This is a genomic window from Shewanella sp. GD04112 (genome assembly GCF_029835735.1).
Taxonomy (GTDB): Bacteria; Pseudomonadota; Gammaproteobacteria; order Enterobacterales; family Shewanellaceae; genus Shewanella.
Map to the genome: position 1 here is coordinate 4041425 of NZ_JAOEAL010000001.1, position 21497 is coordinate 4062921.

General features: G+C 48.0%; 17 protein-coding genes. 11 read left to right on the forward strand and 6 right to left on the reverse strand.

The annotated features are described in order from the left end of the window. Positions 1–160 precede the first annotated feature (160 nt). The 5 genes from N7386_RS17790 to N7386_RS17810 form a co-directional block, all read right to left on the reverse strand. On the reverse strand, positions 161–1612 hold the full coding sequence (locus tag N7386_RS17790) for a diguanylate cyclase (protein WP_279770086.1): 1452 nt from the start codon (positions 1610–1612) through the stop codon (positions 161–163). Between the two features lie 202 nt (positions 1613–1814). After that, positions 1815–3317: an IS66 family transposase gene (locus N7386_RS17795; RefSeq protein ID WP_088585867.1), complete on the reverse strand. Its 1503-nt coding sequence runs from the start codon at positions 3315–3317 to the stop codon at positions 1815–1817. An 86-nt stretch (positions 3318–3403) separates the two neighbouring features. Next, on the reverse strand, positions 3404–3748 hold the full coding sequence (gene tnpB, locus N7386_RS17800) for an IS66 family insertion sequence element accessory protein TnpB (RefSeq protein ID WP_088585868.1): 345 nt from the start codon (positions 3746–3748) through the stop codon (positions 3404–3406). Then, positions 3745–4044 carry a hypothetical protein gene (locus N7386_RS17805; protein WP_088585869.1) on the reverse strand — a complete coding sequence of 100 codons (300 nt, stop codon included), beginning with the start codon at positions 4042–4044 and terminating at the stop codon, positions 3745–3747. The genes tnpB and N7386_RS17805 overlap by 4 nt, the downstream gene beginning before the upstream one ends. A gap of 96 nt (positions 4045–4140) precedes the next feature. Continuing rightward, on the reverse strand, positions 4141–8694 hold the full coding sequence (locus tag N7386_RS17810; RefSeq protein WP_279770091.1) for a biotin carboxylase N-terminal domain-containing protein: 4554 nt from the start codon (positions 8692–8694) through the stop codon (positions 4141–4143). Positions 8695–8816: 122 nt separating this feature from the next. Between N7386_RS17810 and N7386_RS17815 the strand changes: the two genes are divergently transcribed. Then, positions 8817–9728 (forward strand): LysR family transcriptional regulator, encoded by a 912-nt coding sequence (locus tag N7386_RS17815; RefSeq protein ID WP_011621492.1) that lies wholly within the window; start codon positions 8817–8819, stop codon positions 9726–9728. Between the two features lie 290 nt (positions 9729–10018). Here the strand turns inward: N7386_RS17815 and blaOXA are convergent, their stop codons facing one another. Further along, on the reverse strand, positions 10019–10816 hold the full coding sequence (blaOXA, locus tag N7386_RS17820) for an OXA-48 family class D beta-lactamase (RefSeq protein WP_279770093.1): 798 nt from the start codon (positions 10814–10816) through the stop codon (positions 10019–10021). A gap of 349 nt (positions 10817–11165) precedes the next feature. Here blaOXA and N7386_RS17825 point away from each other — a divergent pair, with 349 nt between their 5' ends. The 10 genes from N7386_RS17825 to N7386_RS17870 all read left to right on the forward strand — a co-directional run bounded on the left by N7386_RS17825 (position 11166) and on the right by N7386_RS17870 (position 21447). Beyond that, positions 11166–12323 (forward strand): hypothetical protein, encoded by a 1158-nt coding sequence (locus N7386_RS17825; protein ID WP_279770094.1) that lies wholly within the window; start codon positions 11166–11168, stop codon positions 12321–12323. Positions 12324–12503: 180 nt separating this feature from the next. Further along, on the forward strand, positions 12504–13109 hold the full coding sequence (locus N7386_RS17830) for a SprT family zinc-dependent metalloprotease (protein WP_279770096.1): 606 nt from the start codon (positions 12504–12506) through the stop codon (positions 13107–13109). A gap of 126 nt (positions 13110–13235) precedes the next feature. Continuing rightward, on the forward strand, positions 13236–14012 hold the full coding sequence (gene endA, locus N7386_RS17835; RefSeq protein ID WP_086017273.1) for an endonuclease EndA: 777 nt from the start codon (positions 13236–13238) through the stop codon (positions 14010–14012). A gap of 8 nt (positions 14013–14020) precedes the next feature. After that, positions 14021–14752 carry a 16S rRNA (uracil(1498)-N(3))-methyltransferase gene (gene rsmE, locus N7386_RS17840; protein WP_279770097.1) on the forward strand — a complete coding sequence of 244 codons (732 nt, stop codon included), beginning with the start codon at positions 14021–14023 and terminating at the stop codon, positions 14750–14752. Positions 14753–14860: 108 nt separating this feature from the next. Then, positions 14861–15808 (forward strand): glutathione synthase, encoded by a 948-nt coding sequence (gene gshB / locus N7386_RS17845; RefSeq protein ID WP_023266854.1) that lies wholly within the window; start codon positions 14861–14863, stop codon positions 15806–15808. Positions 15809–15881: 73 nt separating this feature from the next. Further along, complete coding sequence (locus tag N7386_RS17850) at positions 15882–17276, forward strand: alkaline phosphatase (RefSeq protein WP_279770100.1); 1395 nt, start codon at positions 15882–15884, stop codon at positions 17274–17276. Positions 17277–17464: 188 nt separating this feature from the next. Next, positions 17465–18493 (forward strand): methyltransferase, encoded by a 1029-nt coding sequence (locus tag N7386_RS17855; RefSeq protein WP_279771065.1) that lies wholly within the window; start codon positions 17465–17467, stop codon positions 18491–18493. A gap of 186 nt (positions 18494–18679) precedes the next feature. Next, complete coding sequence (locus N7386_RS17860; RefSeq protein ID WP_279770102.1) at positions 18680–20347, forward strand: diguanylate cyclase; 1668 nt, start codon at positions 18680–18682, stop codon at positions 20345–20347. Positions 20348–20826: 479 nt separating this feature from the next. Beyond that, positions 20827–21216 carry a hypothetical protein gene (locus N7386_RS17865; protein ID WP_279770104.1) on the forward strand — a complete coding sequence of 130 codons (390 nt, stop codon included), beginning with the start codon at positions 20827–20829 and terminating at the stop codon, positions 21214–21216. A gap of 96 nt (positions 21217–21312) precedes the next feature. Next, entirely contained in the window at positions 21313–21447 is a 135-nt protein-coding gene (locus N7386_RS17870; protein ID WP_279770105.1) for a hypothetical protein, read from the forward strand. Positions 21448–21497: the final 50 nt, after the last annotated feature.

The following is a 21497-nucleotide window of genomic DNA, read 5'->3' on the forward strand; positions in this document are numbered from 1 at the left end:
CATTAATCGCAAAAATCCAGCCCTCAGACGATGCGCCTATGGGCAATATTCCCGTTAAAATCGGTTCGATGACGCAGGTTTTCTAGGATAAATAGCCGATTTCTGAATAAAATCCGCTATGTACTGAGGAATACAGTCTATTCACCACGCTCGGCACGCACTAGAGGTGCGTCTCATCCACACAAATTTGGTCCCGTCCCAACGCTTTAGCCTGATATAGCGCCTTATCTGCCCGTTCAAAACATGACTGCATGGGCTCATTGACCGCAAGTTTGGCAATCCCAAAACTACAGGTGAGCCGCACATCACCACTGAAATGATAATCTTTGATGGCGTGAGCTATCCGCTGACACAATGATTTAACGGCATCAAGCGATGTTTGATGGCAGAGGATCACAAACTCTTCCCCGCCCCAGCGCGCCACCACATCGCTTTCGCGCACGCAGTGCTGCAACACCGAAGACAACTCCATTAAAATTTTATCCCCAATCGCATGGCCTAAGGTGTCATTGATCTCTTTAAAAAAATCGATATCTAACATCACCAGACAAATAGCGCCATCTATGGAGACAGCGGCGCGATGTTCGTGAACAAACTGGCGGTTAAAGTAATGCCGATTGTAGAGTTTAGTGAGTGGGTCATGGGTGGATAAAAATTCAAGCTCGGCATTACTTTGCTCTAATTGCAAACGTAAAACCTCAAGTTGCTGGTTTTTATCGGTTAAACGTCGATTGTAACGGCTGATAACATAAGTGCGAGTCGCGAGTAAAAATATCACCAACAGAGTGCCAGCAATGACCTGATAGATAAGCAGATAGTTAGTTTCATCGATAATGGTGATATTGTTCCACTTCTGATAAATCCGGATCCGCTCCAGTTCGTCCACATTATCCAATACCTGATTGATGATCGGCAGCAACGCCTCATGCCCCAAGCTCACTCCGACCCGCAGTTCATCCTCAGGGCCGCCCCAGCCGGCAATTTTAAGATGATTAAAGCCCGTCTGCTGAATATAGGCATTGACCGAAAACATCGAGCCGACAAAGAGATCAACTTTTTTCTCAAGCACGGCCTCAAGCCCCGCAGGCTCGCTCGCCACTTTAATGGTGTGAACATTGGGATAGTAATGCTGAATATACTCGGCAAGACGATAGCCATCGGGCACTGCCAAGGTGCGTGAACCGATGTTTTCAAAGCCCTGTAAAAAGGGTTGCTCCTTGAGCGACACTAAAACATTGGGGGAGCGAAAATACACATGGCTGAAATGTAAAAACTGCTCTCGAGTCGCCGTCTTATTGAGTAACGGGGTTAAATCGCAGCGCCCCGTTTGCAGAAAATGCAAGGTTTGTGTCCAAGATGTCGTGGGAACCAAGCTGAACTTTAACGACGAGTGGGCTTCGATATATCGAATATAATCCGACGAAATCCCCACGTGCTGGCCATCACGAATCGCTTCGTAGGGCAACCAATCGGGGTCGACGCAATAACGCACCAACTGGGTAGCATGGTTAGCCTCTTCAGCAGCATTGAGGTAAGTTGAGGCCAAACGCTCGGCATTCCCAGATAATGGAGAGCATAAACAAAGGAGTAAAACCCAGTATCTGCAACCCATGGCACCTCTCGATTCGACCCGCTATCAATCAGACAAAGTCAAAAAAGTGTATACGCGATATTAAGATAATACCAATAAGCCCTAATTTGAGTATGGAAATAGCCTAAGGGTTTGTCTATGCAACATTCATTAGGATAAAAAAATACCCGCCAATTGGCGGGTATTACGTTTAAGCGTAAGCGGTTAATGAACCAGTGAAGCCCTACTCAATTCCACTGAGATCAACATTCCATGGCATCAGATCCGACATATCATCGGCGATTGAACGCTTTGGCAACTCCGTGAACAGGTGCCGGAAGTAATAATAGGGGTTGATGTCATTCGCCCGACACGTCATGACCAAGCTATACAGATTGGCACTGGCTTTCGCACCACCGACTGACGTTGAGAACATCCAGTTTTTTCGCCCCGTCGTGAACGGCCGGATATCCCGCTCTGTCACATTGTTGTCGATGCTGATATGTCCATCTTCCAGGTAGGTCAGCAGCTTAGGCCACTGATTCTTGGTGTAGGTGATGGCCTGGCCTAATGCTCCTTTGGGCAGCACATTCAGGCTATCGAGCCACGCTTTGAAGTCATTCAATATGGGGAGGCTTTCTTGCATCCTCAGCTGTTGGCGGGCTTCGGCCGACAGCGTTTTGGCTCGCTTTTCTATCCCATACAGTTTGGCGATAAAGGCCAGGGCCTTTTCGGGTTTCCCTGCCTTTTTCGAAGGGGATGCCTTTTGAGCATCGGTGAACTTGCGGCGCACATGCGCCATGCACGCGGCTTGAGTGACACCGTCTACCGTGTCATACGCACTGTAACCATCTGACAACAGATAACCATGGTAATCACCAAGGAATTCGCGCACACAAGCGCCTGCTCGGCTGGGGTGATAGTCGTAGATGACGACGGGATTGGGGGTGAACTCGCCGCTGCGATAAACCCACATATAGGATTTGGACTGGGCCTGTCTGTCTTCTTCTCTGAGCACTTGCACCGTGGTTTCATCGGCGCAGATGAGGGATTCTTTTAGGAGCTGCGCTTTCATTGCATCGATAATGACCTGCACTTTACTGCCAAGCTGCACACACCAGTTGGCCAAGGTGGCGCGACTAATATCTATACCCGAGCGGTTCAGGATATCTACCTGACGGTAGAGCGGCAGTGCATCGACGTATTTGGCGGTGACCACGGCGGCGAAGGCCTCGGCACTGCCAAGGCTTTTAGGGAGCATACTCGCCGGTTTTGGAGCTGTGACCACTTTGCTGGTTTCGGCTGTTTGCTCGCAGTGGCGACAAGCATATTTGGTGCGCTCATGGCGAATGACACTCACTCGCTGAGGTAGGATTTTCAGGGTTTCGCTGATTTCCTTACCGCATTCATGTAAAGGCGCATCACAGCAGTCGCAATACGGCGCATTTAAGGTATGGGTTTGCACCTCGCGTTCAAGGTCAGCAGGCAGCGGTTTACGACCCGTTTTTCTGCGCTCTTTAGGTGAGGAAGGCAACGCGTTTTGCTGTTCAGCTTCGTTGAACGTTCCTTTGGCGACTTTTTCGCTTTGGGCAGCGAAGCGTTTGGATTTGCTGAGGTTGAGCTGCTCAACGAGCAATTGCACCTGCGTTTTGAGGGCGGCGACTTCCTCCTCTTTGGCCTGCAACAATGCATCCTTGGCAAGAAGCATGGCCTTGAGTTGTTCTATATCATCGGGGTAGTCGGTCACTGGGCATCATCTACAGCATTGTATGGTGCCCAGTGTGACGGTTAAAAAGGATCGTTCAAGTGCAAAATTACGATCAGTGTCTAGCATCACACTTCTAGCCCATTTAAAGGCCGATGGGCTTTGTTGTTCTCGAGTGACAGCCCAGAGAGCAACCAGTGAAGTTGCGGTTTGCTAATGACAATCACGCCCTGGGAATTCGGGCGAGGCCATTTGAAGGTACCGTTCTCCAAACGGCGATAGTAAAGCCAAAACCCGTTGGTATCCCAAAACAAGATTTTGAGTTTATCGCGTCCGCGATTACAGAATATAAACCAGGCCTCGCTGAACGGGTCCATGTCGAGTTGTTCGGCGACAATGAGCGACAGACCATCGATAGACTTTCGCATGTCGGTGACACCGGAGACCAGAAAGACCTTGCCGGAGGGAGTCATTGCAAGGCATCCACCCAGTGTTTGATCTGAGCGGTACTCAGTGTTGTTGGTAATTCAGCGCGAATACCATTGGCAAAAGTAATGATCACCGACTCAGCCTTCGTCTCTTCATATTCATTGAAAATAATAGGCTGAAGTGTTTGCGTTGCGTCAGGAGAACGCAATCGCTTAGACCAATAGTAGAAGGTTTGATAACTGATGCCGCTGTCTGCACAGAATTGCTTGATGGAAAGCGTGCTTTGTTTTTGTTGCTCAACAACTGTTGCCCAATGGGCGCGCTTTTGCTCTTGGTTCATAGTGCCTCCGATGAAAAAGGCACTATGTCAAAGTATTGGTATTATTGGTATGTGGGGTTTATTAACCGCTTACGTTTAAGCAGACTGCTTTACTGATTAATCTTCTACAGGCGATACCACGAAGAGTAAGTCACCTTGAGATACTTGCTGACCATTGCTGTTCAGAATACGCTCGATGCGATACTTCTTATCTTCAGGGTACAGCACAGCGCCTTGACGGTTGAAGCCGGCTAAGTTCACTTGTGAGAACATCTTCATCGCTTCAGTTAACGCAAGCGTCTGATCTGCAGTCACAATATCACCTTCTTTCACGAAATCAGGTTCGCCTGGCGCTGGAGAGGTATAGAAGATACCTGCACCTTGGGCTAATACTTTCAGCTCGTTACTTTCACCAACACGCAGTGACTCAGTGTCTACACCCACGGTTTCGGCAGCAGCTTCCATTTCAGCGATCAGCGCAGGAATGTCGAGCTCAGCCATGAAACGTGGCAGGTAGTTAGTGTCGTATACGCCTTCTTTGAAGGTACCGTCACTTAAAATCAGCTTCAGTAACGGGATGTTAGTCGCGATACCCTTCAGCACTACGCTGTCTAAGTAAGCATGCAGTTTCGCAATCACGTCTTCACGGTTTTCACCGCGCATAATCACCTGGGCAATTAAGCTGTCGTAGTATGGCGATACTTCTTTACCTTCGGCAGCGATTGAGATGATTTCCACATCGGGATGATCTGGGAATACACACTCAGTGATCTTGCCTGGATTTGGCACCAGTTGCAGTACGCCTTGGCTGTCGAGCGCCGCTTTCTCAGCAGTCACACGTACTTCCATTGCGTAACCGATTTCCTTCGGCTCAAGGTTCTCGATTGAACGGCCTGCTGCGATATCAAACTGCGCACTTACGATATCGATACCCGAAGTCGCTTCCGTCACTGGATGCTCAACCTGCAGACGGGTGTTCATTTCCATGAAGTACACTTCGTTCGCATCTAAGTTATAGATGAACTCAACTGTACCTGCGCCCATGTAATCGGTCGCATCACCTAATGCACGGGTGTAATCCAGTACTTGTTTCTTCAGTTCATCCGGCAGCATAGTTGAGCCAGATTCTTCAACCACTTTCTGGTTGTTACGTTGAACCGAACAGTCACGTAAACCTAACACCTTGGCATTACCGAACTTGTCACGCAGTAACTGCACTTCGATATGACGCAGTGAGGTGACATATTTCTCTAAGTACAGGTCGCCGTTACCAAAGGCCGCAGCCGCTTCGGTAGAGGTTTTTTGGAATAAACCAATCATATCCTCAGGACGTTTAACGACCTGGATACCTTTACCGCCACCACCTTGTACCGCTTTAAGCAGCACTGGGTAACCAATTTCATTGGCCACGTTCACCGCTTGCTCAGCGTTCGTCAGAATACCGTGTGAACCTGGTACTACTGGTACGTTTTGGCTTTGTGAAGTCTTAATCGCGTTCGACTTGTTACCCATAGTCGTCATTGAATGCACGCTAGGACCAACGAAGTTAACCCCATTGTTCACACACAATGCCGCAAATTGTGGGCTTTCAGACAGGAAGCCGATACCTGGGTGCAGTGCATCAACTTGCTCGTATTCGGCAACTTTCAGTACTGAGTAAGCGTTCAGGTAACTTTCGTCAGAGGTGTTACCCCCTAAGCAGACTAACTTGTCTGAATCTTTCAGCATATCCGCAGGTACGGCGGTCATGTCAGGATCTGACGCCACTAATACCACATTGATATCGTTATCGTGAGCCTTACGGATCAACTTAACCGCGGTACAACCACGGGCATGAACCAATACTTTGTTAATTGGTTTCATTAACTTACGTGGATCGTTTTGAACAATCACTTCTTCTTCAACAGGCGCTTCAACAACCAGTGTTGATAGGGCGTTGATGATCACGTCATTGATCTTCGCCGTTGGCATTGGCATCAGAGGATCGATGCTCGCCAATTGATTATCTAAGGTTTCGCTGAATGGGTTGTGGACTAAGCCCGCCATTGCACCTGGTACTTTCGACAAGTAGTTAGACAGTGTCGAAGTCGAAGGCAAGTAAGCTGGAACCACCATTTGACCCGCGAATGGCATGTTAGTACCAGACAGGTAATAAGTTTGCACTAATGGGTGAGTCACGAAACTCGCCTGTGCACCGCCGGTACAGTCACCAAAACCGAACATCAGTACTGGCAATTCGTTATCACGGATAAAACGAGTGATACGGTCGTTCACAACAGCCATTGAGAACAGTGCCGCAGCACCTTCTTTAGTCTGCATACCGCCTGAGCTGATAAAGCAAACAACAGGTAGCTTACGCTTAGCACACTCGATCAGCAGCGCAGAGAATTTCTCAGCACTCGCCATATCGAAGGCTCCCGCTTGGAATGCGGTGTTAGACACTGCCACACCCACACGGACTTTTTGACCTTTTTCTTTAAAGTCAGCAATACCCGTGATCAGACCGCAAGGACGAATGCCTTTGTCTAACGCATCTTCGATTGAGAGACGGAAACCAGGGAAGTTAAGCAAGTTAGCCGACATCTTGTCGCCATTGATTTCTTCAAAGTGAGTGAAGAATTGCTTAATCACATTTTCCCAGGTCATCTTGCCGGTACGTTTTTCGTCACGTAATACTTTTTGGATCAGTAAGTCCTGATAACCCATGGTCAAGCGGTTCCAGAAGTCCTTACGACGACCAATACGCACAGGGTTAATCGCGCCAGTGTACTTGCTGTTATCGCTTTCACTGTCGAAGTATTCAGGCAGTAAACGCTCGAAGAAGTAAGTCAGGATAACGAATAAACTGTCGTTAAGTTGTGGGAAGCCCACACTCTTCCACTGCTCTACACGCACCAATAAGTCAGCACGGTTAGATTGGCCCATAAAGTACTTAAGCCACTTGTAGAATTTCGCCTTGTCGTTAGCGGTATCCTGAGTCGACAGCGCATGGTCAATTGACTTGTGCAGCAGGTTGTTCACAGAGTTACGAGACAGGCTCTTAGACATCATGGCTTCTTTCGCGATAGACGCTAAGCTGCCCACAACGTTGTCGTACAGTGAGTTAAAGATCAGGATGTTATGACATTGCCAAATGAAGTCTTCACGCAGCTCGTCATTCACAACCACATCGAGCACAGTCAGTTGATTCAGTTCAGGCCACTTGGCTTGAGTCACTGATTTTGGCAGATTTTCAAGGTGCTGGATTAAGCCCTTGAAGTTGTTTGCCGCGTTGCTCTTCCAGCGGTGATATAAAGACCAACCGATGTTAAATAGCAGCGCCTTACGTGCTTTTTTGTAGTTCTCTTTTGGTTCACCCAAAATCAAACGAGTCAGCATGTTACGCTCGGTAGACACTTCATCGCGCTTAGCAATAAAGTTCGCCCACAGCTTGTTTAGATCTTCATCGTAAACCAGCTTATCTGGGCTTGATAACCAAGCTTGGAATACACGGTCTTGCTCTTGCTGGATACGAGCTAACAAGTCACCTTCAGGCACGCTAACACGTGACAAACGTCCGTATTGCTCCTGAGAGATTGAATGAATGCGGCTACGCAGCGTTAAATAACGCAGGTAACGGTAAGCACTACCAAACAGGTTGTGATGGTTGGTTGGGCTAGTTGCCACGGCCAATTCTGCGTTTAACTCTAACGCCATCAGGTTTTTAGATGGGCTGAGGAAGCGCGCTAGACTGCGGTCATAGTGCTCACGTAAATCTTTAGATTCACGCACAAAGTTGATGGCTGCACGTTCAACAGCTTCGATACTGCTGATAATAGCGCGGCGTAAGTTGTGCTGACGCTCGTCACGGTCACCTGGAGAGAAATCGATGATGCCATCGATACAACCCGCAGTGTAAAGCTCTTCTGGAGACACGCCCACAGACTTAGCACATTCCTGCCATGAAAGGTTGTACTTACGCGCAATACTCTGCAGACCTTGTGGCTGAATCGTGTTGAAAATACCATCGCGCAGCGATAACAGGATGTTAGCCGCCGCTAATGGAATCGCGCCGCCCGAGTAACCCGCACCGATAACGATACCGACTGTTGGCACGTCAACGTTGGCACTCTCAGCGATCGCCTTAGAAATAGAATGGGCTTGGTTTTGGCTGTTGGCCACTTCGCCCGCATCGGCCCCTGGGGTGTCGATGAGGTAAACGATAGGCATAGACAATTCGGCGAAATGACGAATCGCTTTACAGGCTGCATAGTGATGCTCTGGCATCCACGCGCCGTTAGCCGTAGTACGCTCTTGGGCAATAAAACCGATACGACGAGTGCGTGAACCGAAATTCAGCTCGACCTCAGCGCTGTAGAAAGAACCCAAGTGAGTTTCGGTAATCAAGCGACCTTTTAGGTCAGCAATGATACGTTTTGCACCAGGACGACCTTTATCTTGGGTCGGCTGGATCACTTTTGCGACGTAACCATCGACATCTAAAGATGCCAAGTCTTTTAAATTTGACTGAATGGCGTCATCGTTTAAAAGACCTTTAATTTCATCTGATAAGCTCTGTTTACTGTGTTTAGGAAACAGAGAAAAATCTTTTGCCAAATGCTCGGCTTGTAAAAAAAGCGGATCGGGCGTTTGGGCTTGAGTCATGTGTGTGGGCTGATTATTGCTGGTCATCAAAAGATCCTCTGCTTTAGCCTCTGAAAATTTTTAGCCAATAAATATAACTTTGTTATCCCGCCAAATGCCATTAAACTGCATAAGACGCTATGTTCCAAATATGAGACAGTGGGAAAAACATGCCAGATTTAAACGGTATGATGCTATTTGCAGCCGTAGTTAGAGCGAAGGGATTCTCCCAAGCTGCACGTGAAACCGGCCACCCAAAATCCACCATAAGTCGCAAAATCGCGCAGCTCGAAGAAGAACTTGGCGTGCGATTATTACAACGCGACACCCGCAACTTAAGCCTGACTCAAGTCGGGGCCCTCTTTTATCAACACTGTGATTCCATTCGCAATGAGGTGGAAGCGGCCAAGGCGGTTATCGAGAGTACCCATGATGATGTGTCAGGATCATTACGGATAGCTATTCCAGTCTCTTTTAGCCAAGAATTAATCGCTAACCTCTGTAGCGGATTCATGCGTTTATATCCCAATGTGGAATTGGATGTCCAGTTTACCGACAACGATATCGGTTTAGTGGGTGAAGGATATGACATAGCTATCAAATATGGGCCACTGCAATCCTCTGATCTTGTTGCAAGATTACTGTTCGAGCGCCAACCCATTCTCGTGGCAAGCCCTGCCTATTTAAAAGCCCGAGGCACGCCTGCAACGCCAAAGGAATTAAGCGAGCACAGTGGCATCTTACTCGGGACATCACGCTCCGCGCCCATTTGGCCCCTAGGTAAAGGCGCGCGTAAGACCATGGTGAATTTTCAACGTAAGGTCAGGGTTAATAGCCCGATAATGGTCAAACAGTTAGCCCTCGATGACTTTGGCATTGCTATGCTGTCTAACTCCGCCTGCAAGACGGAATTGGCGAATGGTCAACTGGTGCCCATACTGCAAGAATGGCCAATTGAGCCCTTTAAGGTCTACGGGGTGTATTCCAGCCGCCGCCAATTAGCCACTAATATCAGTGCCTTCTTGGACTTTTTCGTCAAACGCTTTAGTAGCCAAGAAAGCCTGCAATCCTTGATGGGCTAGACGCTTGTCTTCTCCTTTTTTAACAACGCCACTCCTTTACTCACACCACCATTGTGAGCACCTATTTTCAGGGATAACAAAAAAGCCTAGCGAATCGGCTAGGCTTTTTACGTTTAGAAATAAAATGCTAATGCTCAGGCTGACGGTTAACGCGCGAAGCTTAAGTCGATGGGGCCTGACCGAATGAAATATGAGCCATTAGGTTGAAGCACACCAAGCATGAGCATTTGTCCATATAACTTTACAGCTTATATGACGGCTATTTCACTAAAGTGCGCCGCTAACCACTTCTAGGGAATAATTTTTTCCTGCTTCAACACTTCTTTAGTGATGGTTTGACGCAGTCCTAAACCATCCGAAGTTGGCATATCCATATTGGTCGCGAAGAACCACACATTATCATCGAGTTCGACCCAACCCACCCACCAACCGATTTTCGGCTCAATTCTGACTGAATAACCGGTTTTCGCCCGAATAATATAATCAGCATTCGCCTCGGTCAGCATGGCTTGTTTAACGATACGCTGACTACGCTCCGAGACATGCAACTTGTTGTGGTACAGCTTGCGTAAAAATTCGATTTGCTGGATGGCCGAAATCCGAATGCCACCATCGAGCCAAAAACTGTCCAAATTGCCCGAGATATCCTCATTGCCATAATCGAAGGCGTGCAGCATTTTACTCATACGGGCCTCGCCAATTTGGCGGGCAAATTCTTGATAAACAGGCACAACCGAATACTTCATCGCGGTGATTAAATCATGGTCGCGATTCCATGCGGCGATATCTCGCGTCTGTCCATCCCATTTAAAGACTTGATGCTCATCCTTAACCACACCTAAGTCCAAGGCAATTAAACTGTTTGGGATCTTAAAGGTCGATGCCGGTAAAAATGCTTGGTTTGCCCGTTTAAGATCGTTAGTAAAACCCTGCTGTGTATTCTCGTTCCAAAGCACAACCACGCCTTGGGTTTTATGTTCGCTAAAGTGAGCATTCCAACTCTTGTTCTCTTGCCACTCCTTTGCCACCGCAGGCATGCCAATCATCGTTGTCACCATCAACACAGCCGATAAGGCTAACGCACGCATAATGTCCCCTTGCCTAATGCAATAAATCCATAAAAATGAGGCGCTAAGAGTAGCACCGTCTTGGCGGGCTTTCCCTAGCAAACTGCTGACCAATTGTGGCAAAAATAAGGCAGGCACTTATGCCCGCGTTTCTCGCCACTCAACACAGATTAACGCCCGCGCTCCGACCTCAATATGCAAAACAGGAATAAGATCCTCGAATCACTCTAGGTAAACTCTTATACTCAAAACAATCATTGTGACTTTTTGGCATAAGTTACATCCTCTCTAGGATGAAGCAAACCCAAACGCCTTAGGAACATCGCCCTTTTCCAGCAAAATAAGTGATTAAAATAAAAAGGAAACGCCAATGTTAAAGCCCAGCCTCGTTTTTATCCTCGCCAGCACAGTGGCGCAAACCGCAGGTGCAGTACAACTCCTAGGAGATGTGGAAGTTTCCCGCATTCCCACTGCAGAAAAAACCATGGCAGAAGTGGTCAACCGCTATCAAGCCTTGGACGAAGGCTTGGCGACTCAGCTTTCCGCACAGAAGAATGAACGCGATGCAACCCAACTTGCCGCTCGTCAGGGGCATAGACTGTGGCAACAGGCGGTGCGTGATGTGCAGTCAGGGCACTTTGACGACAGATCCCTCTACTGGGCTCGGCTCTCAATGTTAAATAGCATCAAGAGCAATAGTGCCAATTTCAAAATGGCCGATTGGCAACAGAATATTTTAGCCAGCGCCGTCGAAAAGGCATCACGCGGTTTTAGCGATATCCAATACGGCGATGATGTGCAGATAAAAATCTTCCTGACAGGATTCGACCCTTTCTTCCTCGATAAAGACATCAGCCAGAGCAATCCTTCAGGCTTGGTCGCCCTCGCCCTCGATGGTTTTAGGTTTGATATCAACGGCAAAAAAGCCCAAATCGAAACCGCGATGATCCCAGTGCGCTTCGAGGATTTTGACCAAGGCATTATCGAGTCACTACTTAGCCCGATTTATCGCGATCCTAAAACCCAGTTTGTCTTTACCGTCAGCATGGGCCGCAGTGACTTTGATATTGAACGCTTCCCCGGCCGTAACCGTAGCGCCGCCGCACCTGATAACCAAAATCTGTACACAGGCGGAAGCAAAACCGCGCCTGTCGCCCCCAAACTCAATGGTAAAGACTTTATCGGCCCTGAGTTTGTTGAGTTTTCACTGCCCGTCGCCGCCATGCAGGTCAAAGACGGCCAATGGAAAGTCAACGACAACCATACAGTGACCACACTAGCGCGCGGCGAATTTAATGCCAGCTCCCTAAGCGAGCTGCAAAATGAAACCTCGGTCGAAGGTTCTGGCGGTGGGTATCTCTCAAACGAGATTTCTTATCGCGCCATTGTGTTACAGCAAAAGTTCAACAGCCCTGCCAAGGTCGGCCATATCCACACTCCAAGGGTGAAGGGCTACGACAATGCCACTGAACAAGCCATCGTCGAGCAAGTGCGTACTATGGTGATGCAGGCCGCAGCGAGCCTGTAACAGTCGCAATACTGGCATTGTCAGCAAGCGTTCGTTATGATGCGAACGCTTGCAAGTCGCCTTGAATGAGGGCTCTGAGCATGTGAGCTTTGAACTCAGCAAATCGTAATAGATGTCGTGCGATAGCTAGATGAGTTGTTTAATTGATGCTTTGCAAAATAAGAGTTAACGCCTAAGTCTATGTTTAACCCGAGATCCCTACTCAATAGCCTGCGCCGTAAAACCATCTCATCCACGAGTATCACCTCAGCAACGGCGGCTAACTCGGCCACGCCACAACGCCAGCCAAAGCCACTGACACCCCTGCAGCAACAAATCTTGGTACGCATCGAAGACTGTTACCAGCAGGCGGAAATCTACTTTAAGCGTCCATTTGCGCGGCCGCTGACTCAATTTACCCTGCGGGGACGGAGTGCGGGCACGGCCCATTTGCAACAGAATCGCCTGCGCTTTAATCCCGTATTACTCAGGGAAAACAGCGAAGCCTTTTTAGCCGAAGTAGTGCCCCACGAAATCAGCCATTTGCTCTGTTTCCAACTCTTTGGCAAAACCAAGCCCCATGGCCGCGAGTGGCAATCCATCATGCTCAAGCTGTTTAAGGTGAGCCCCAATACCACCCACAGTTTCGATACTCAGTCGGTTAAAGGGAAAGACTTTGAGTACCGCTGTGCCTGCGGTCCGGTTAAGCTGAGCATCCGTCGCCATAATAAAGTGTTACGTGGTGAAACCCGTTATCTATGCAAACGCTGCCATACCCACCTCACCTTTATCGAAGCCGCCGAATAATCCGCCATACACCAAATCCTTGGCCAAAAGTACGAGCGATTTGCATAAGGCGCGCTATTTCCCTTACCATTCAGGCATAAGAGACGAGCCACAGGCTCGCGTAGTACAGATTACTTTTTGGGATAAATATTGAACAACGTCAAGATAGCCTTAAGGTCTCGGCAAGCCTTGCTGTGCCTATTCAGTTGGCTGGCGGTTTCGGCCTCAGTCCACGCCTCTCCTTCACACCCCAATAGTTTTAGCCAAGCCAAGGTCTTGTCCCAATCCTTATATCAAGGCAGTCGCCAAGGCACCCTGCCCGCGGTCAGTTTTTATTGTGGCTGTGATATCCAAATAAAGGGCAAATCCTGGAAGCCAGATCTCAACAGCTGCGGCTATCAAGTGCGTAAACAAGAGACCCGCGCCAACCGTATCGAGTGGGAACATATAGTTCCAGCATGGGAATTTGGCCATCAATTACAATGCTGGCAAAAGGGCGGCCGTAAAAACTGCGCCGATAACAGCCAAGAATTCAATAAAATGGAAGCGGACATGCACAATCTGGTGCCCGCGATTGGTGAAGTGAACGGCGATCGCAGCAACTTCCGTTTTAGCCAATGGAACGGTAAGGCCGACCAATATGGTCAATGCACTATGGTCATCGACTTTAAGAATCGCCAAGCACAGCCGCCCGTCAATGCCCGTGGCAAGATTGCCCGTACTTACCTGTATATGCAGCAAACCTACGGCCTTAAAATAGCCTCGCAGCAATTAAAATTGTTCAAAGCATGGGATAAAAGCTATCCAGTTGATACTATTGAATGCAAACGCGATAACGCCATAGCGCAGATCCAAGGTAATCATAATCCCTTTGTGCAGAATGCCTGCAATGCGCCGCCACTGCGCCAACAATTAGCCGAATAAGGTCGACAATGAGAGTTCCAAGAATTTATCAACCTCAACCATTAGCCGTAAATCAACAGCTGAATTTAGATGAGGATGGCGCAGCCCATATTGGCAAAGTGTTGCGTATGGGCAGTGGCGAACACATTAGCCTGTTTAATGGCGATGGTAATGATTATCTTGCTGAAATTGTCGATGCGGGTAAAAAATCGGTCACGGTAAAAGTGCTCTCCTGTGAGGCTAATCCATCGGAATCGCCCCTCAACCTGCATTTAGGCCAAGTGATTTCCCGTGGCGATCGGATGGAGTTCACCATTCAAAAATCCGTTGAACTAGGGGTGAATACCATTACGCCACTGTTTTCTGACCGCTGCGGCGTCAAGCTCACGGGTGAGCGTCTCGAAAAGAAAATCCAGCAGTGGCAAAAGATTGTGAACAGCGCCTGTGAGCAATCTGGCCGTAGCCAAGTGCCCATCGTTCGCCCCGCCATGGAATTACAGGAATGGTGCAGCGAACCGACCAGCGCACTCAAACTCAACTTGCACCCAAGGGCGGCGCACGGTATCAATGGCTTAGACTTATCCCATACCCGTGTACGCCTGCTGATCGGCCCCGAAGGGGGATTATCGGCGGAAGAAATCGCCATGACGGAAACCTACCAGTTTACCGATGTGTTACTCGGCCCCCGAGTGCTGCGCACCGAAACCGCCTCACTCACGGCGATTACCGCGCTGCAACTTAGATTCGGTGACTTAGGTTAAATCTAAAATGGTTAAATGCCAGCGGGTAACACACTGCCTGGCGAATCGATTACTGGCTAATCCATAAATGCTTTTTGCCTGCGACGGCAATCAATAAGGAACAGATTAATGATAAAACTCGGCATAGTGATGGACCCCATCAGTGAGATCAACATTAAGAAAGACTCCAGTTTTGCCATGCTGATGGCGGCGCAGGAAAGGGGTTACCAACTGTTTTATATGGAAATGGCCGACCTCGCCATGGTCAACGGCGTAGCCATGGGCAATATGCGTCCATTAAAGGTCATCAACGATGCCAATAAATGGTTCGAACTGGGCGACGCCCAAGACACGCCGCTGAGCGAGCTGAACGTGGTGTTAATGCGTAAAGACCCACCGTTCGATACCGAATTTATCTACGCCACTTACATGCTCGAGCGCGCCGAAGAGCAAGGCGTACTGATTGTGAATAAACCGCAAAGCTTACGCGATGCCAACGAAAAACTATTCACCGCATGGTTTAGCGAATTTACGCCAGAAACCATAGTGACCCGCGATGCCAATCGCATCCGCGCGTTCCACCAAGCCAAGGGCGATATCATCCTCAAGCCATTAGACGGCATGGGTGGCACCTCGATTTTCCGCGTGAAGCAGGACGACCCTAACCTTGGGGTGATCATCGAAACCTTGACCCAATACGGCAACCAATACGCCATGGCGCAGGCTTTTATTCCTGAAATCACCAAGGGCGACAAGCGCATTCTGGTGGTGGACGGTGAGCCCGTGCCCTACGCCTTAGCGCGTATTCCGAAAAAAGGCGAAACCCGCGGTAACTTGGCCGCAGGCGGCAGCGGTGTTGCCCAGCCGTTATCGGACTCAGATTGGAAAATCGCCCGCGCCATTGGCCCAGAGCTGAAAAAACGCGGCCTGATTTTTGTGGGTCTGGATGTGATTGGTGACAAGCTGACCGAGATTAACGTCACCAGCCCAACCTGTATCCGTGAAATCCAAGCGGCATTCGATGTGGACATTACTGGCATGTTGTTCGATGCCATCGAAGCCCGTCTTGCCCAGTAAGCTTGTACACCTACAAGATAATATTATTCATTGAAGGCGCCCACAGAGCGCCTACGACTTCTAGGGATCTGATATGAGTTTCACCAAAGCGCCACTGTTATTGCTTGGTATGAGTTTATGGCTCTCCACCTCCGCACTGGCAGTTGAAGCGGGAGCGAATGAGACAGGCCCAGTAAAAGCCCCCTCACGCCCGAAAAATATTGTGATCATGATTGGCGACGGCATGGGGCCTTCCTATACCAGCGCCTATCGTTATTACAAGGACAATCCAGATACCGAAGAAGTCGAACAAACCGTCTTCGACCGCTTATTGGTTGGCATGGCGAGCACTTATCCCGCTAACGTGAGTGGTTATGTCACCGACTCGGCCGCAGCAGCGACTGCCCTCGCAACAGGAGTCAAATCCTATAACGGCGCCATTTCAGTCGATACGCAAAAACAACCCCTGCCTACCATTTTTGAAAAGGCCAAAACCTTAGGCTTGAGCACGGGTGTGGCGGTTACGTCGCAGATTAACCATGCCACGCCAGCGGCCTTTTTATCCCATAACGAGAGCCGTAAAAACTACGACGCACTGGCATTAAGTTATCTCGAAACCAACGCCGATGTGTTTTTAGGTGGCGGGCAAAAGTACTTTCCTCCAGAGCTGTTAGCCCAGTTCACCGCCAAGGGTTATCAACACATTACCCGCTTTGACGATCTGGCCAGCATTACCCAGCCTAAGGTCTTGGGTTTGTTTGCCGAGGTGCAACTGCCTTGGGCGATTGATGAAAAAGATGCTAAAAAACTCAGCACCTTGACTCAAAAAGCCCTCAGTTTACTGTCGCAAAATGAGCAAGGCTTTGTGCTGCTGGTCGAAGGTAGCCTTATCGACTGGGCGGGACACAACAATGATATCGCCGCCGCCATGGGCGAAATGGATGAGTTTGCCAATGCAATTGAAGTCGTCGAGCAATTCGTACGCCAAAATCCCGATACCTTAATGGTTATCACCGCCGACCATAATACTGGCGGGTTATCGATTGGCGCCGATGGCAACTACAACTGGAATCCAGAGATCCTACGTAATATCTCGGCAAGCTCAGATACCTTAGCCCAAGCCGCTCTTGGTGGTGACACTTGGCAAGCAGACCTATCCCGCGGGCTAGGCTTTGAATTGACCGAAGAAGAAGTAACTAAGTTAAATGTTGCCAGAATGCAGGGCTTAGAAACCATGGCCGTTGCGATTCGCCATGTGATAGATAAACGTACCGATACGGGTTGGACAACCGGCGGCCACACGGGGACTGACGTGCAAGTCTTTGCCGCAGGCCCAGCCTCTGAGTTGTTTAACGGTCATCAAGACAACACAGATATCGCCAATAAGATTTTTAGCCTGTTACCTAAGCCTAAAAAGCCAAAAGCCACCGCACAGGTATCGACTCCTGCTCCAGCACCAGAACTAGCACCAGTGCAGTCTCAGGGCTAATTTGCTGCGATTAGCTAATAGATGAAAGGCAACCGTGTTAACACTGTTGCCTTTTTTATTGGCTTTCATTCCACACCGTTTCGAGTGAGCGCTGTTTTGCTGCATCCCTTAAGTCGGCGGCTTGCAGGCTGGCTCGTAGCCGAATAAGGGGTATAATGCCCGCACTTATTTTTTACGGTAGCCATGCAGTGTTAACAAATCCATCGCAAGTCATTATCCGCAATCAGGAAACCCTGAGCCAACATAAAGTCTTAGTGCTAAACCATGAGGCAGACTCATTGCCCAAAGCACTGCTTGATGTCGCCCAGTCCGTCGATGCCCTCGCCTTGGATTACCATCATTACCTGCATTTAGCGCCGCAGGCGAATGCCAAACTGCGCTGCTATTTTGGCCATCAACTGCCCCACCAGGATAAGTACGACACTGTGATTGTGTACTTTCCTAAGGCTAAGCCGTTAGCGCCCTACTTGTTTAATCTGGCCGCTCAGCATTTAGTGGCAGATGGTCAACTCTTAGTCGTGGGTGAGAACAAAGGCGGGGTTAAATCCTTAGTCAAACTGCTGCCGAAATACTTTGCCACTGGAGTCAAACTCGATAACGCGCGCCATTGCCTACTCTTTGGCAGCAGCCTAATCGATACTGCGCCCGCGATTAAACTCAGCGATTGGACTAGCCAGTATCAACTCGCCACCCCGCAGGGCAATATCACCATCTGCAACTTAGTCGGTGTGTTCAGCGAGAAGCATTTAGACCAAGGCACAGAGCTATTGCTGTCGCATCTGCCAACGCTTTCTGGGCGAGTACTGGATTTTGGCTGCGGCGCCGGTGTGATTGCCGCTGCACTGTTAAAGGCACAACCGACACTGTCGCTAGAATGTATTGATATCAATGCCATGGCGCTGGCCTCCTGCGAACTTACGCTGGCGGCAAACGGCATGACGGCCAAGGTCTATCCGTCCGATGGATTAGCGCAAACCAGTGGAAAATTCGACGGTATTATCTCCAATCCCCCGTTCCACGATGGCCTTGCTAGCACGACCAGCATTGCCCAAAGTTTTGTCGCCGATAGCGCCAAGCAATTACAATCTAAAGGGATTTGGCAAATCGTCGCTAACCGCCACCTACCCTATTCGGACACCATCGCCGCCGAGTTCGGCCAATTAACCGTGCCAGCAGAGAACAACAAGTACAAACTCTATTCCTTCCAACAGGCCTAATCTTTCGCCCCGCTCGATTGTGAGTGGGGTAACACCCTTAGCCTCGATACCTTCCAATATCCTTTATGGTTAAGCCTCAACTTAGCTATGGGAAATTGCAGCCAATACAATCAATTATTTGGAATTTTTGGGGCAGCCTCGATATGATAAGTCTCGGCTCCCAATATGAGTATGAGGCTAAGCATTTTGAGCAAATTTAACTGGTTCAACTCACTCAGATACCGATTAACCTTTTTCTTCGGTGGGATCAGTCTTATTTTCTGTCTTGGTTTTACCAGCTATTTATCTTCCATTACCTCAGACAAACTGCTCAATGCCTATGCCAATCAATTAACTATGATTGGCCGTTCGATTGAAACAACCATCTCGAACAACATTGACGAACGTGCCCGAGAAATATCGCTATTGAGTAAACGCGCGCTCTTTTCAGGCGCTAGCGCTAACTATCCACAGATCCGCCAAAACCTCGATAATATAAAAGCTTCCTACGAATACTACTCATGGCTTGGGTTTGCCGATATCAATGGCGTCGTCCAATACGCGGCCGATGGCACGCTTGAAGGCCATGACGTATCCAAACGCCCATGGTTTATTAATGGCAAGACAGGCGTGTTTATTGGCGATGTACACGATGCCGTATTGCTCGCCAAAGTGTTAAATATCGATAAAAATGATCCTCTGCGCCTAATCGATTTTGCGGCCCCAGTGTTTGATACCAATAACAACTTGCTTGGCGTCGTTGCCACCCATTCAAACTGGAAATGGGTTAACACTGTGATTGAATCGGCGCTCGCAAGAAGCAAGCAACAGACAGGGATAGATGTGCAAATCGTAAGCCGTGACGATGGGATTTTGTACCCGCAAGCCTCGGCTGATCAGCACCTTCCTCAGGATTTACTCCCCAAAGACAACAGCAGTCAGCTTATTCAATGGCCTGATGGTCATGAATATTTAACGGGTGTGACCACACTAAAATCAACCTTGATGGATCAATTGGGCTGGCGCATTGTCGTTCGCATCCCGAAAAATATTGCCCTGCAAGAGACCACCGAACTACAACGCCAACTTCTCTGGGTGAGCGTCATTGCGGTCTTGCTGTGCCTGTGGTTTGTCTACCGCATGTCGATTTCAATGAGCTTACCGCTCGAGCGATTAATTACCGTCACCAGAGAGATCCAAGCGGGCAAAGAGCAAGTCAAATTCCCCAAATCGAATGGTTTGATTGAAATCTCATTCTTAATTGATGCCATTCAAAAGATGACCTTCTCGCTATTGAGCCATGAGAAGAGCTTAATGGAAATGAATCAGACCTTAGAAAATAAAGTCTTAGAGCGCACCAAAGAACTCGAATCGGCCAATCAAGAGCTTGAACGATTAAGCCGACGAGATCCCTTGACGGATCTTCACAATCGTCGTTCGGCCGCCGAACATATCGACAGCGAATTTACGAGACTTAAACGCTTTGGATTGGCTTATTCGATCCTGATGGTGGATATCGACCATTTCAAAAAGATTAACGATACCTATGGGCATGAGACGGGCGATATTGTGTTGGTCGAAGTCGCTAAGTTATTAGCGCAATCGGTACGTAAAGCCGACTTAGTCGCGCGCTACGGTGGTGAAGAGTTTTTAATTATACTGACTGGCACTGATAGTAGTGATGCATTAACCTTGGCCGAAAAAATAAGAACATCCATTAATACGACCGAATTCACTGTCGTAAAAAATGTCACCGCCAGCATTGGCTTATCGACCGTCGAGCAAGCGGATGAAACGGCCTATGATGTCGTAAGACGAGCCGACACCGCCCTTTATCTAGCCAAAACCACCGGCAGAAATAAGGTTTGCACTTAATCAACGCAACTAAAGCAGAAGGTAAAAACTGATAGGTTAAAATGCCGCACTTATATGGATATAAAAACACGGCCATATTTCGTGTTTCGGCTCGTTAGCTCAATCGAAAATTCTCACTCCTATTGCGATACAAATTCTCATCTATTTGCCTATGTTTGGCCTTACCAGAAATCGACTAACAATGTATGGGTATAGTCATATTTAAATTGAGGTATTTTTGAATAATTTGAAGACAATATCAGTGCGCATTAACTCCTACTACAAAAATAAAATCCTATAAAATCAACTAACTATAGAGACCGACTTTTAGTTAATAGGTTTGAAAAACGCACATGCGCGTTTTTCCAGATGGATTACTTATATGAAAAGCGGCAGAAAGCTGATAAGTTCTTTGCATACAGATAGTTAACTGTGCGCGTTTTCACTGATCCAACGATGTAAACGCGCATGAATAAAATGTTAGGAGGTATGGAGTATTTATGACAGATTTTTTAATTTCCACGATCGCTTCAAATGTAATCTTACTTGGAGTACTTGGATATCTTTCTAAGTCATTAATTACCCAATGGCTTAATAAAGATATTGAGCGATTTAAAGCGGATGTAAAAGCCAATGTAAATGAAGAGCTAGAGGCGTATAAATCTAAGCTTGAAAAAGAACGCATTACACTTCAAGTTGCTTATAGTGGTATTTTTTCTAAACAAGCTGATGCTGTTTTACATATTTACAGACTATTAGTTAAATTAGATAAAAATTTAAAATTATCTATTCAAATGATGGAAACAGAGGTTAGTCAAAATTACCTAGTTTATGCTGTAAAAAGTTGGGCAGAGTTCAGCGAATATTTTGATGAGAATAGAATACTATAACCAGAAGATGTAGTTGCAACGATAATTCGAATTCAAATTGAAGTTTTCAATTCCACGTTAGAGTATAGAAAACTATCACTACAGAGTTTGACTGAAATGGAAACTAATGAATTAAAAAAGTTACTACATGACAAAGATAAAGCAGCTAGCGTTGCTAGTGAGTTTCCTGCATTGAAAGCTACGCTGGAAGCTCGATTCAGAGAATTGATTGGCTCAGCAATAACCCCCTAACAAGCTAATAAACTCGGACGCATAACGGTTATTAGGGCATTAACCTCTAA

Bases quoted from the DNA above. Each gene is read 5' to 3' on its own strand.
- N7386_RS17790 (WP_279770086.1), bottom strand. From the start codon at position 1,612: ATGGGTTGCAGATACTGGGTTTTACTCCTTTGTTTATGCTCTCCATTA.
- tnpB (WP_088585868.1), bottom strand. From the start codon at position 3,748: ATGACTCCCTCCGGCAAGGTCTTTCTGGTCTCCGGTGTCACCGACATG.
- N7386_RS17805 (WP_088585869.1), bottom strand. From the start codon at position 4,044: ATGAACCAAGAGCAAAAGCGCGCCCATTGGGCAACAGTTGTTGAGCAA.
- N7386_RS17810 (WP_279770091.1), bottom strand. From the start codon at position 8,694: ATGACCAGCAATAATCAGCCCACACACATGACTCAAGCCCAAACGCCC.
- N7386_RS17815 (WP_011621492.1), top strand. From the start codon at position 8,817: ATGCCAGATTTAAACGGTATGATGCTATTTGCAGCCGTAGTTAGAGCG.
- blaOXA (WP_279770093.1), bottom strand. From the start codon at position 10,816: ATGCGTGCGTTAGCCTTATCGGCTGTGTTGATGGTGACAACGATGATT.
- N7386_RS17825 (WP_279770094.1), top strand. From the start codon at position 11,166: ATGTTAAAGCCCAGCCTCGTTTTTATCCTCGCCAGCACAGTGGCGCAA.
- N7386_RS17830 (WP_279770096.1), top strand. From the start codon at position 12,504: ATGTTTAACCCGAGATCCCTACTCAATAGCCTGCGCCGTAAAACCATC.
- rsmE (WP_279770097.1), top strand. From the start codon at position 14,021: ATGAGAGTTCCAAGAATTTATCAACCTCAACCATTAGCCGTAAATCAA.
- gshB (WP_023266854.1), top strand. From the start codon at position 14,861: ATGATAAAACTCGGCATAGTGATGGACCCCATCAGTGAGATCAACATT.
- N7386_RS17850 (WP_279770100.1), top strand. From the start codon at position 15,882: ATGAGTTTCACCAAAGCGCCACTGTTATTGCTTGGTATGAGTTTATGG.
- N7386_RS17865 (WP_279770104.1), top strand. From the start codon at position 20,827: ATGACAGATTTTTTAATTTCCACGATCGCTTCAAATGTAATCTTACTT.
- N7386_RS17870 (WP_279770105.1), top strand. From the start codon at position 21,313: ATGGAAACTAATGAATTAAAAAAGTTACTACATGACAAAGATAAAGCA.